The 12,805-nt window shown below is 57.6% G+C and carries 11 protein-coding genes; 5 read left to right on the top strand and 6 right to left on the bottom strand.

Features of this window, described 5'->3' with window-relative positions; genetic code table 11:
• Positions 1-162: 162 nt before the first annotated feature.
• Positions 163-882: an SDR family oxidoreductase gene (locus tag RM96_RS26745; RefSeq protein WP_039014760.1), complete on the bottom strand. Its 720-nt coding sequence runs from the start codon at positions 880-882 to the stop codon at positions 163-165.
• Between the two features lie 587 nt (positions 883-1,469).
• Between RM96_RS26745 and RM96_RS40965 the strand changes: the two genes are divergently transcribed.
• A complete protein-coding gene (locus RM96_RS40965; RefSeq protein WP_082016719.1) occupies positions 1,470-2,030 on the top strand; it encodes a DUF3331 domain-containing protein in 561 nt (186 codons plus the stop codon).
• 111 nt (positions 2,031-2,141) lie between these two features.
• Here RM96_RS40965 and RM96_RS26740 read toward each other — a convergent pair whose 3' ends face one another.
• Positions 2,142-2,768: a response regulator transcription factor gene (locus RM96_RS26740; RefSeq protein ID WP_052279760.1), complete on the bottom strand. Its 627-nt coding sequence runs from the start codon at positions 2,766-2,768 to the stop codon at positions 2,142-2,144.
• A gap of 847 nt (positions 2,769-3,615) precedes the next feature.
• Between RM96_RS26740 and RM96_RS40960 the strand changes: the two genes are divergently transcribed.
• The gene (locus RM96_RS40960; RefSeq protein WP_052279759.1) at positions 3,616-4,554 is read left to right on the top strand and encodes a LysR family transcriptional regulator; all 939 of its coding nucleotides are present in this window, start codon (positions 3,616-3,618) and stop codon (positions 4,552-4,554) included.
• A gap of 741 nt (positions 4,555-5,295) precedes the next feature.
• On the opposite strand, the gene RM96_RS26730 is transcribed toward RM96_RS40960, so the two are convergent.
• Positions 5,296-5,925 carry a glutathione S-transferase family protein gene (locus tag RM96_RS26730; protein ID WP_039014759.1) on the bottom strand — a complete coding sequence of 210 codons (630 nt, stop codon included), beginning with the start codon at positions 5,923-5,925 and terminating at the stop codon, positions 5,296-5,298.
• Between the two features lie 1,050 nt (positions 5,926-6,975).
• Entirely contained in the window at positions 6,976-7,917 is a 942-nt protein-coding gene (locus RM96_RS26720) for a LysR family transcriptional regulator (protein WP_039014762.1), read from the bottom strand.
• 369 nt (positions 7,918-8,286) lie between these two features.
• On the opposite strand from RM96_RS26720, the gene RM96_RS26715 reads away from it, so the two are divergent.
• On the top strand, positions 8,287-8,889 hold the full coding sequence (locus RM96_RS26715; protein WP_082016718.1) for a peroxiredoxin-like family protein: 603 nt from the start codon (positions 8,287-8,289) through the stop codon (positions 8,887-8,889).
• Positions 8,890-8,950: 61 nt separating this feature from the next.
• On the opposite strand, the gene RM96_RS26710 is transcribed toward RM96_RS26715, so the two are convergent.
• Both RM96_RS26710 and RM96_RS26705 read right to left on the bottom strand, forming a co-directional pair.
• On the bottom strand, positions 8,951-9,649 hold the full coding sequence (locus tag RM96_RS26710) for a gamma-glutamylcyclotransferase (RefSeq protein WP_039014757.1): 699 nt from the start codon (positions 9,647-9,649) through the stop codon (positions 8,951-8,953).
• A 109-nt stretch (positions 9,650-9,758) separates the two neighbouring features.
• The gene (locus tag RM96_RS26705; RefSeq protein ID WP_039014756.1) at positions 9,759-10,523 is read right to left on the bottom strand and encodes an SDR family oxidoreductase; all 765 of its coding nucleotides are present in this window, start codon (positions 10,521-10,523) and stop codon (positions 9,759-9,761) included.
• Positions 10,524-11,009: 486 nt separating this feature from the next.
• Here RM96_RS26705 and RM96_RS26700 point away from each other — a divergent pair, with 486 nt between their 5' ends.
• Together RM96_RS26700 and RM96_RS26695 are read left to right on the top strand one after the other, a co-directional pair.
• Positions 11,010-12,176 carry an MFS transporter gene (locus RM96_RS26700; protein WP_039014755.1) on the top strand — a complete coding sequence of 389 codons (1,167 nt, stop codon included), beginning with the start codon at positions 11,010-11,012 and terminating at the stop codon, positions 12,174-12,176.
• Between the two features lie 279 nt (positions 12,177-12,455).
• The gene (locus RM96_RS26695; protein ID WP_039014754.1) at positions 12,456-12,770 is read left to right on the top strand and encodes an IS3 family transposase; all 315 of its coding nucleotides are present in this window, start codon (positions 12,456-12,458) and stop codon (positions 12,768-12,770) included.
• Positions 12,771-12,805 lie beyond the last annotated feature (35 nt).

Genomic DNA, 12,805 nt, shown 5'->3' with positions numbered 1-12,805 from the left:
GCGAACTGACGTATCGGAAGCTATGGTCTATATCGCGATGGGCGGCCTGCTGCTACGCAGAATCGCCCATCCTTGAATTTTCAAACGGGCTCTAAGCACGCACCGATTTGGAGAGCCGCTATCTGTTGGAAGCAACAGCTAATAGCGGCCGGGGCTCATTCTCTAAACTAGCGTCCTGCCGATGGACGCTCCCCCATCGACGAAGAGCGCCTGTCCCGTTATAAATCCTGAATTTTCTGACAGCAAGAACTCGATTGCGGCGGCGATCTCATCGGGCTTGCCAAATCGATTCATCGGAACGAAGGAGAGGAATTTCTTCTCGCTCAAGCTTCCGGGCGGACTGTTCTTGCGGAATAACTCAGTCTCCGTCGGCCCCGGCGCGACGGTGTTAACTGTAATTCCAGTAGTTGCTAGCTCCAGCGCCCAAGACCTTGAGAAGCTGATCAGCGCCGCCTTTGCCGCGGCGTACGCGGTACGATCAAAGGCACCGAGTACCGTCAGACTCGAGATATTGACAACCCGCCCCCAACGTTCCGCCCGCATACCCGGTAACAACGCCTGCATTGCCTGAACTGCGGGATGGAGGTTAACCGCCATCACAGCGTCGAAGTCCTCGATCCGCACCTCGCCGATTGGTTGCGGCCTTACAAGCCCCACGTTGTTAACGAGACCGTCGAAGTGCATTGAACCGGTTAGATCGCGCAGAACGGCCTCGGTCTGACGCAAATCCGCCAGGTCAACCGAAACGAGCTCACCGGGAAAGGAAGAGTCAGTACCCCTCGCCAGTCCCACCACTCGATGTCCAGCACTAGTCAGACGCCGGGCTAACGCGCGACCAATACCTTTACTCGCTCCGGTGATTAGAAAAGTACGTGTGTTCATCGAACTCCATCTCCACGTTGGTTCCAATTTTTAAATGCTGCGCTGATTTCATCCAGTCGGCAAGGCGGTCATATCGAATAACTACAATTCCACCCGGGAATAGCAGGGCAGCCTCGGCTTCGCGTGCGTGCGGCTCCTCAGTTAGAATTCGTCGAATGCCACGCTCGGCAGGCCACAAGAAGAGTCTCAGTATCCGACTCTGCCTTTATGGGCTTAACCAAACTTCTCCACCGTTTTCCTGGACTCGCCGAAGAAATATAGGGCGGCTTCCCATAAACGATACCTTCGTATGGTGGCATATCTGTCTCTCCGCGCATAGCATGCGAAATGAGTCACATCCACGGGACGTGGTGCCTCCCCGTTTGAACCCGGCACGCCCGCTGGGTTCTCTTTTTTCCCCAAGGAACATCCTTGATGATCAGTTAGTGATCACGGTTTCACAGGAGTTCTGGACGTAGCCCACCTGCCAGCCTTCTGGTGGGAGATCCGAGCGGATGGAGCGTCTAAGTCAACTCCATCAACTAACCCAGTTTGACTCACTGCACCGCTAGAGAGATGTGAGAGATTATCCCTATCTGGGATTTCGGATGACCATCCACCAGCCAAAACCACGGCAAAAGAATCGGATCTCAACTTATATGACATACTCTGATCAAGTCTCGCTCGCTCCGAACTGCGAGACATATGTTGGCGACGGGAAGTCGAGTCATGAGGAGTCCCATCTGGACCATGCGGGTGCATCGTCCCGCTGGGCGCAGATGACTATGTACCTCGCTGGACGCAGCGAAGCGCCGAAAAACGTTTCCAATTCTTACTGGACTAGCTTGCTTCAACAAGGCGCCAGTGTTTCCCGTCACCGTGGGAAAGCGCATGCATTGGTATCACTTGTCGAGTACAAGTCAGTTGGCACCGTAGTTTTATCATGGCGCGATGCAACGGGCGCTTCCTATGGAAACCAGACATGGCACCGAGTTCATTCGCTGCGGAGCGGCGTGTGCGCACTAAGTGGAAGAGCCATACGATCTGGAGATTTAGTATTTCGCCCAGCTACGCGTGGTGCAGCCAATGCGTGGGCAATGATCTTAGACGGAAGTGTAAAGGCTTTATGTACACGTGCAGTCCACGACGACGCGATCGCGGACGACTAGGCTCACACTCGAACGATATTTGTTCTGCTTGTGGTTGTGTACACGTGCGCCGCCGGATACCGCCGGATCTCGATCTACCCGTAATGGAATGCGCTGCGCCTTCCGTCCGTCTCACGTGACGCTTCGCCCAACGGTCAGCGCGTCGGCCTTTCGCACGAGGTCGGCGATAGACTTTGCCTTCATCTTCTTCATGATCATGCCTCGATGTCCCTTAACCGTAATCTCACTCAGACACATGGCTGAGGCGATCTGCTTGTTCAACATTCCCGAGACCACCAGCGCCATGACTTCCCTCTCACGCCTGGAGAGGCTCCCATAGGCCGCCCGAAGCTCGGACATCGACTCTTCATCTGCCAGACGTTGCCTGTCCAACTCGAGTGCGCGATTCACCGAGCTCAGGAGGTCCTCTTCACAGTACGGTTTAAGGAGGAAATCAACCGCGCCGGCCTTCATCGCCTTAGCGCATGCTCCTGTGTCCTCTTTGCACGACACAAATACGATTGGCATCTTTAGTCCAAGCGCCGGCATTTCACTTTGAAAACCCAAACCGTTTCGGTTGACGCCGACGTCAAGCAGAAGGCAGCTTGGCGCGGCAAAAAGTCTAAAATTAACAAATTCCTGCGTACATTCGAAAATTTCTGCACGCAAGCCGGACGACCGAAGCAGCTTGTATACCGCCAGGCGTCCCGCCTCGTCGTCATCAATGACATAGACAATAGAAGGGTCGCTTGCGTTCATGATAATTATTGTTTGGCTCGAGGCAGCGCGCAGCGGGTAGCAACGCTCGCTCCACGTTGCCACGCGCCTCGAAAGGGCTCCCTCACCCCGACCGCGCGCTGAACAGCAGTTAGTTCAAAAGATCGTCAAATCGCTACTTTCTTTGCGTGATTGACTCCCTCCAAAGACCGCTTTGCACCACAAGCAGTAACAGCTCGTATGGCTGCTTCCGTTGTGGGTAGTGGAGACTTTGCGTCCATCGCGGTACAAATACCGCTCGAGCGTTCGCGCCACTCCGGGCTCTCGTCGAATAGTTTCTAAGTCAGCAATGAAGCATACCAAGTCCTGGTACGCACTTATCCTCAAAAATTCGTTCTGATCTTGATCGCCGAAAGTACGCTGCAACGGTCATCGGTTACCCCTCAATCTCCTGATCTATCAACGTTCACGAGGCGTTCTCGAACGCATACTGGGAAACAATCGAAAGGATAGCGTGGTCTTTCTCTTGGCCCAGCGTGCGGACTTTTGCTTGCTGAGCAATACAGAATTGAACGCAGTCAGTCGTTGCTCGTCGCTTCCCTCGCGGCTAGAATATGTTTACTTCGATGCACACCCCGAACCGCCCGCGCCCGAGGACTCAAGAAAGTAGGCCCATCCGCTGCGCGGAGCCACTCCGCGATTTAAGACTCGAAGTGCCCGACTGGATCCTCTGTTGCAGATCGGCACACCTATGACAGAGCGATGTTCCAACCGTGACATCGCAGCCGCGGCGTGCAAATTGGCAGAGCGGTGCACTTGCTGATGTCCGCCACAGAAGTCGATTAGCCCATCTCGATCAACGCTGATACACCAAGCGAAGGAACTCTGAATGGATCTGTCTGCGGTTGAAGCATTTGTTCGGGTAGGCGAGACAAAAAGCGTTACGGAGGCCGCTAGGATGATGGGGCTGTCAAGCTCCGGCGTAAGTCGCGCTGTCAGTCGTCTTGAGGCTCAAACTGGTGTCATGTTGCTTAGCCGTACGACGCGAAACATTGCACTGACTGCTGAAGGCAAGTCCTTCTTTGAGCGTTGCAGAACGATCCTCGCGGACCTAAAGGACGCGAGGACTGAGTTGATGGAGTCGGCCAGTGGCCCTGTCGGCAAGCTGAGGATTACTGCACCAATTGGCTATGGAAGATCAGTTTTGATTCCGATGATGACACCATTCCGGCGACATCACCCCAGATTGGTCGTTGAGACGTGCCTGTCGGACGCCACGGTCGATGTCCTTGACGAAGGCTTCGACCTAGCGATCAGAGTTGGGGAGTTAATTCCTTCGAAACTGGCGTCGTGTAGCCTCGGCGCCACACGGTGGATTGCTTGCGCCAGTCCAGATTACCTTCGAGAGCGCGGCTTCCCCCAAGTACCTGACGACTTGCTGAATCACGACTGTGTCGCGTATTTTTCGCCCTCCAGCGGGCGCTTCCATGATTGGCATTTTTCCCATGGAGACACACCCTGGACAATAAAGATCGGCGACATCGCACGGCACGTTGTTGACCATTGTGATGCCCTCGTTGACGCGGCGACGTCGGGAGCGGGCATCGTCTACCTCCATGACTACACCGTCCAACGGCACCTCGATAACGGGTCTCTACTCCAGATCCTCACGGAGTTTAAGACTCCACGGCGGTCCATACACGCCCTCTACCCGATAGCGCGCGGTGTGACGCCGAAGATCAGCGCATTCATAGCTCACGCCCTCGAAAGCGTGGGCTCTACACACGCCACACGCGAAGGTCCTCCGACACCGTACGTCGAAGTGTGATCAGACAGTTGACGTGAATTGGATCTTCGTCAGGCGGGAGGCCGGCCAACACCGTGCGGCAAATCCGGCAGCCTAACGGTGCCGGACGCAGAGCATTTGAAGGACGTATGGATCGCTAAATTCCGGCCTTGAGTCGCTGCTGGTGGAATTAATTTCGGATACCGAAGCGCGGACGGAGCTCTCAGCAGACAGCCGCAGTGCTCTTCGGCAGGAACGCGAATCTGCGGGGCGACGGAGGCGCCAATTACGCCCGAAGCCGCCCGGCAGGGTCAGTTCATGCGGATCCCGCGCGCGACCCGTAATCGATTGGTTATGGGTCGGATCAGTCTAGTGTGTCGGCGTGGTGCGTTAGTAGATCAGGGTCAGGCCGTCCGATTCCGGGGCTATTCAGCACCGATACCGACAGACCTGAAACCGGGATCTGCCAGAAGGGTGGCTGACCACCCAGCGCGCCAACGAGATGTCCATCCAGCGAAGTCTTCAACGGGAAAATCCGCGGCGAACGCCCCTGGACGGCATCGATTTAGGCGCGTGGCCAGACCTGTATCCCTATCATAGCGCGGCTGCGAGATTCACTAGCTCCGCTCGACCAGCGCATTGAATATCACCCCACCAGAATGCCGGCCAGTCGTCCAGCGGACATCGCGGAGTCAATGGGTTCTCCCCGGCGAAGCCTATGACCGACGCTAGAACACGCTTGCCTCTTTGGGTGAGACCACTCCATCCGTCGCGGTTCGAGGGTCACGCGGCCAGTGGAACAAGTCCCTCAACCTTACTTATCGCTCGCACAACTGCCTGCCGTCTCTGCACCGCGTCGTACCAGCGCCGAACGTTGGGGAAATCATCCAGCGTCAGGTCAGGAAACCCACGGCGCCAGATCCAGCCAAAGTGCGCAATATCAGCGATTGAAAACGCGTCGCCGGCTGCAAATTCGCGTTCATCCAAAACCCCGTCGAGCAACCTCAACTGGCGATTCGCCTCCGTGACGAATCGCTCTACAGCATGAGGAATGCGTTCAGGGGCAAATTTCTGGAAGTAGCCGGCTTGTCCGAAAGCAGGGCTAAGTCCCGATGCATGCACAAACAGTTGTTCAAATGTCCGGGCTCGGGTAATCGAATCATGAGAAAGGAGCTCGCCATGCTTCTCAGCAAGGTAGACCAAGATCGCTGCCGATTCACTCAGAACAAAGGCGCGCTCCAGATCGGTAATCACCGGCACCTTGCCGTTGGCGTTCAGCGCAAGGAAGCTGTCGCGTTTCTGCTCACCTTGGCGCACGTTCACCGCGTGCAGTTCATAGGGAACCCCAAGCTCTTCCAGGGCAATGGGGACCTTGACGCTGTTAGGCGTCGAGAACGCGTAAACCTCGTACATGAGTGTTCCTCAGTTCGTCTGCCGTGGCAAAAAGCGGCAGTGTAGTGGTTACAAGGACTTGGAAGATGCCTACCTGGCCGTTGCGAGCAAGCCACCCTAGTGGCGCTGGTACCTCTTCCTCCGGTCGCCGTGAATCTCACTCAGACTCAGCCGCACCTCGTCCTGCCTGACCGCTATGGTGGAACAAGAGCCGCCCCTGCGGAAGAGACCATCGGCGAATAACAGCCATTGCCACATGGAATATGCGAGTCTCTAGTCTTCCCGATCCCTTGGCAATTTCACTGCCAATGGGTGATTGGCCCGCCTTGTCTCGTGCGCGGCTGCGAATGGATGGCTTCCAAGAGTACAACGGGGGACACCGTCCGAAGTCGAGCCGTATTGAGCAACCGTTGTGTCCGTGTGGCTGCCGCCCCCCTATCCCATCCCAGTTCACCGACGGGCGTGGGGACATAGCCGTACAGCTAGCGCGGCCGACGTACTGGCAAGCGCCAAAATCGAGACGCCCGCCCAACCGAAGCGTGCCATCAACGCACTCCCTAGCGCTGCCCCAAACGGCATACCCGCGAACATTCCAACGAACAGCACCGCACTGAGCCGGCTGCGAGCGCACGGATCGATGCTGTAAATAATCGTTTGATGTCCCACGATGGAAACCTGCACGCCAAGGTCGAAGACAACCGCGTAGGCAGCTATTAGCGCAAGTTGCGCGCACGAATCCAGTAGCGACGACAAAAGCAGCGCTCCGAATGCTGCGGCCGCCAATCCGGCGCCGAGCCGCGTGACAAGCTTTGCGGTAAGCTTTCAAAGAGGTTCAGGTCGTCGCGAGGCATTGCCCGTCGCACGGCCGTCCTGTTTGTCAGCGCGGTCCCTGCAAGCAATGCACAAGTTCAGGGTGCGCCAGCATGGCGCGGTTTCTCGGAGTGGGCAGCATCCAGGCATTGGGGCGGCATCTGGACGCACTCAGCGCATGGACAGCGCTCGTTTCGCGCGAGCGCCGAAAGCAGTCCCCAACACAGCGCGCGGCAACTCGACACGCACACAACGCCGCTTCTAACCGGCCGCGAGCATGCCGTTGGGGCGCTGAGCAAGTGCCAGCGCCCCGTGTTCCGCCAACGCCTCCGCACACCAATCAACAAACAGGCGAGCTTTCAGTGGGATGTGGTCTGCCGGAAGGTACATTGCGGTCAACGGGAGAGCTCCCTCGTCCCAGTCCAACAGTATCCGTTTGAGCTTGCCCTCCTCGACAAGCGGATTGACGAGGGCCACAGGCAGGAGCGCAATGCCATAACCTTCAACAGCGAACGCTGCCTGGAGATCAAGGTTGTCGGTCGCGACTTCCGAGGAAATGAACGGATTGGCCCCCTGGCGCGCGCGCGAGCTCCGCCTGGTGTTCGCAGTGTCCGACCGGCTTTCGAGGTTGCTGACGGTTAGGTGATACGAAAGCTCGTGCGGGGCGGACGGCTCGCCACAACGGGCCAAATATTCGGGAGAAGCAAAATAGCCGATATCGAGTCGGCCAATCGGCTTGGCCACCAGGGTGTCATCATGGGGGCCGCCGGCCCGTAGCACCACGTCCACCACCTCCCGCCGGATGTCAATATTACGCTCGGTAACGAGGAGCTCCACCTTGAGGTCAGGATACTTCCGAAAAAAATCGCGCAATCGTGCCACTAGCAGCGTCTTCGCAATCGCCGCCGTGGCGGCCACCCGTAGCGTCCCTCTAGGCAACGAGCTTTCTCGTGTTACCGAGAGCTCTGCGTCTTCGACTTCGGCAAGAATCTCGATGCATCTTGTGTAGTAGCCCGCGCCAGCCGACGTGACGTCAATGCGCCGGGTCGACCGATGTAGAAGCTTGGCTCCAAGTTGCCCTTCCAGCTTCTGAATCATCCGAGTCAAAGTGGCCTTTGGCAAGCCGAGCGTACTCGCGGCGACGGAGAAACTTCCGTGATCCACAATCCTCGTGAACGCCCGCATCGAATGAAATTTGTCCATGACGGGACCCGACGTATATGAGATCTTAGCTAGGCGAAATCGTAATAGCCGCGCATATTGCACGCTAGTATGCATACGGATATATAAGTTATTCCACTCGGGAATGGGCACAGCCCATACTCGCGTGGGGTGCTCTGTGCAAGGTGATTCAATAGATTTTGACGCTATTCCTGCCGCGCATGACAGTTATAACCGAGCCTAGTCTGTCCATGAACGGCTACTCCGAGACCATCTCTAGTAACGAAGGCGACTCACCCATGGACACGATAGGAGTGCTAAAAGACTTTACTAGACAAGCTCGATGCATTCAGGGCGAACTTTCGCGCGAGCGGAGCGCCGCACTTTGCTCCACCGGAGGTTCACGCAGTCATGGTCAGGGCGACAAATGATCTGATTGTCTCCGGACTCGCGCAGCGTGCACTGAAGGCCGGCGACATGGCGCCAACGTTCGAATTGGAGGATGGGGACGGAAAAATGGTGTCCTGCTCGAAGCTGCTCGAGGAAGGTCCTCTAGTAGTCTGTTTTCACCGCGGTGCGTGGTGCCCCTACGGCAATACCGAACTGCCCGCACTGCAGGAAGCATTTCCATTATTCAAGGCCGAAGGGGCCAACCTGGTGGCCGTCTCCCCACAGACGCCTACTAACAGTCGTAAGTCCGCGCATGATTGGAACATCAGCTTCCCAATTCTTTCCGACACCGGAGGCAAGGTTGCTGCGGCCTTCGGGATCCGCCACGGCTTGCACGCCGAGGTGATTGAGTTATGTACGAAGCTTGGTATCAACCTACCGGCATTTAACAACGACCCGAGCTGGACCCTCCCAATGCCGGCGCGATACGTCATTGGTCGAAATGGCAGGATCCTCTATTCAGAAGTAACCCTAGACTACACTGTTCGTCCCGAACCCAACCAACGTCTTGCCGGTACTGCGCCGATCCCGGACAAGCTCGTAGTGTCGGCGGAGACCGTCTAGCGTCCTCACTCGCTGGCCCAACTTAGCACTTTGAAGTGCCCTCGCCAAAGCGCTGGCTCATTCACGCAGCATCAGGAAGGCCGCTCTTGCTCTGACCCAAAGCTTGCCGCTGACCGACGACGCTCATGGCGGTAACGACTTCGTCCACATATGGGTCGACGATATTGCAAGCGAGTAGCGCCTTCTGCAAATCGCAGACATACTCGGAGTTCGACCCTAACGCCCCTTTGGCCACTGCCGCAATCGGCCCGACAGTGACTGGATCCACATCAGCCACGTACAGGACATGCGATGTGTTAGCAACGAAGGTTAAGCCCCAGACACTGTCCTCAGCATCCAACGCCAAGCTTACCCAAGTCGGCACGTATGCGCCCGTGATCATCTCGCGCACCCACAGGAGCTCAAGCTCCTCTACAAGACACTCGTCACTGAGCCGATAACAGACACCTCTAGTCATCCCCCCAGGCTCAAGCGATAGCATCCGACCAGGCGTTTCAGGGTCGCCGCGGCCTAAAATGCTACTAAGGCAGAAGCTCCTGCGAAAGCCTGCGAGCGACGCCAGCCGCCGCTCTTCGAATCTCAATAGTGGGTTCCATATGAGCGATCCATAGGCAAATAGCCAGACGGGACCTGGCGACGGTCGGCTCTCCAGGGTGCTTAGTAGCGACTCTTTGATCTTTTTCTGAGACCACCGGATTGCAGGCGCGGAACTGAAGGAACTGTAGAACTCCCCCGACTTTACAGATTCTCTGGATAGCATAGCTCATCACCTTCCGTCGTCCACTGGCCACCAAGCCGCTGGCAGACCGCGCGAAAATTCCGACGGACCAAGGTGGACCGCCTTTGCGGGGCGTCGAACAAACGGATAATCACTCTATTGGCCGCGCAGCCATTGACGGCCAGCCTCCGGAAAAATCTACTATGGCGCCCGTCAGAAATTTGGAGTTTGTCGCCGCGAGGAACGCGATAAGCTCCCCAATTTCCTCAGGCTTTCCCAACCTTTGCGCAGGCACATTGTCGAGGATGTATTCCCGCCCCTTCGCACTTTCAACGTACACCGCACGTGGGTAGTAGGCTTCGCTATACAGAAAATTCGGTGCCACGGCATTTATCGCAATCCCGTCTGCCGCAAACTCCACTGCCAGTGAGCTAACCATTGCGTTGGCGGCAGCACGCGCGGCGTCAGCAACGGTGGCTCCGGAAATTGGTGCTCGAGTGCGACAAGAAGTTATGAAGACCACATTGCCGCCGCCTTGCTTCTTTAGCATCGGGACAGCAGCTTGAAACAGCGAAAACGGGTCGACCACCAGCGCCTCGAGCGTGTCGCGAAAGAATTGCAGTGACGTAGCCACCGCCGACGTCTGACGGGCGGGGAAGTGATCATTGCTGACAATCGCATCAACCCGACCCGTAACGCCCCACGCCGCCTTGACCAGCAATTCTGGATCCGTTTCCTGGATCCAGACCGCGTTAGGATTCTGCTTCCGAAACGCCTCCCACCGTTCGGCGTCCTCGAAACTTGTGTCATGCACAAGAACTGTAAATCCGGCGCCGAGCAGCGCCGACACTGCTGGGGGCCCGGCATAGCCAAGCGCGTTTGTCACTAGCGCCGTGCGCGTCCCGAAATCTGCCATATGAGCTACTCCATTTTCCAAACGCAATGCGCCGACATGGTCCGCTTCGGTAGTCGGGGCGTGCCCGCTCAGACCCACACAGGCCGGTCCGCCGGCATACCCGACGGCCTTCGACGAATACTAGGCGACAGCAGTCCAGAGTCCCCATTCCGCGCGGGAATAACTTTTAGTCCTACGCGAGGTCTACCGGGAGGGGCGTGTCGCTTGCTAGCCTTGGCGCTACGACAGCTGATTTCTGAGCCGATGTCGCCCTAGATCGAACTCGTAATCAGGGTTGCGGATTTGCTGGAGCAGTGTCGCACCTATGGACCCCGGTGGTGAGTGAAGTGGTGGAAAGAAACAGACGGCACTAAAGTCTGGCCTTACCGTGTTTGCGTTGCCCAATCGGGCAGTCGATACCGCGTCGCAGCGACGGTTCGGAAATGGTCGGAATCCGCACCGAATGAAGCCTGGGTATTTCCGCCAACGTTCCGTTCGGAGCTTGACATGCAGTTTGCAATATGGTCGCTCGCTGCGGCCGCTTTCGCGATGATTACTACTGAGTTCAATATTATCGGGGTGCTTCCGCTGATTGCCCGTGACCTCAGCGTGCCGGTTCCCCAGGTTGGCCTCCTTGTAACCGCCTTCGCGTTTACCGTATCCGTCACCGGCCCCTTCCTTACCGTCGCATTCGCCCGCGTGAATCGCAGTGCATTGTTCACGGGAATTCTTGTAGTCTCAGCTGCCGGCAACGCCATAGCGGCTGTGGCGCCGAACTACCCGTTACTTGCGATTGGCAGGATCGTGTCTGCTCTCGCCCTACCCGTTTTCTGGAGCATGGCAAGCTCGACTGCAGCTGGAATCGCCGGCCCGGAGCGCGCGGGACGTGCGATCGCGACAGTATTCGCGGGTATCTCCGTTGCGAGTGTTTGCGGCGTCCCCGTCACGACCCTCATGGCGAGTGCATGGGGCTGGCGAGCTGCGTTTGCTGCCGCTGGCGCGGTCTGTGTAGCGATGGCTCTAACCGTCTGGATCGTATTTCCGAGATCCGGGCTGGAAGTCCCGTCCGCGAGCCGATCCCCATTGGCGCTCCTGCGCCAGCGTGCGTTCCTGGCACATCTACTCCTCTCCTTGCTGGTACTCACGGCGATGTTCACCGCATATACTTACCTTGCAGACTCGATGGAGCGAATTGGGAACTACGAGCCGTCCACTGTGGGGTGGGCTCTGATCGGGTTCGGAGCCGCCGGGATCGTAGGCAACGCCTTCGCCGGTCGTGCGCTTGATGGGAACCCAATGGGTGCATCAATGACAGCGGCAGCAATCGTCGGTGCAGCGATGGCGGCTTCCGCATCCACGATCGCAAGCCCCTTCGGCGCCTCGATTATGCTTGTACTCTGGGGCGCAGCGCATGCGGCTAGCTTCGTAGCAAACCACGTTCGCGTCATCAAGGCGGCTCCAGCAGGATACGAAGACATTGCAGCGTCGCTAAACGTGTCAGTCTTCAACGCTGGGATCGGAATGGGCGCCGTTGTTGGAGGCCGCCTAATTGATGCGATCGGGCTCTCGCACATCGGCCTGGGAGCCGGCGCGATTATAGTGGTCGCGTTAGGCCTTGGAACACTGCTGCAGCGAGCGACCGGAGTCCATGCAGAAGCTGCCGGGTCAAGCTGAGGAAAGCGTACGCGGCGACTCTCTGGCCCTGTTGAAGCTCTGCTCGTCCTCGCTGCTCAAGCCGAAGGTGTGGCCCCGTGCACGGAAACCTAGCGAGCGCGCTCGAGAAAGCAAAGCTCGGCCGGCGGCGGGAAGACGAGGCACCTGGCAAATTGATCAGCCGCAGGTTCGCTACATGCGAGGCTGGCAAGCCCACCCAGAATGCGTTCATCGACGGGGGATTGGAGATGACCCGCTTTTTTGGACACCCGCTATCTTGAACCGTAGGGGGTACCCATCATGGCCAAGACTCGAGCGCCGTATGCCGCTGCTTTCCGGCAGCAAATGATTGACCTCGTCCATGCCGGCCGGACGCCGGAAGACCTGGCCAAGGAGTTTGAACCCACTGCCCAGACCATCTACAACTGGGTCGCACAGGCTGACCGTGACGCGGGCAAACGTCACGATGGCCTGAGCACTGCCGAGCGCCAGGAACTGACCCATCTTCGTAGAGAACTTCGGCAGGTCAAGATGGAGCGCGATATATTGGCAAAAGCCGCGGCTTGGTTCGCCCGGGAGACCGGAACGGTACCCGACAAGGGTTCGAATTCATGAAGGCGAATCAGGCCACCTGGCCCTTGGCGACCATG

The sequence above is a fragment of the Cupriavidus sp. IDO genome, from assembly GCF_000812465.1.
Lineage (GTDB): Bacteria > Pseudomonadota > Gammaproteobacteria > Burkholderiales > Burkholderiaceae > Cupriavidus.
The sequence above is the reverse complement of the archived record's forward strand: the minus strand, read 5'-3'. Positions and strand labels throughout refer to the sequence as shown.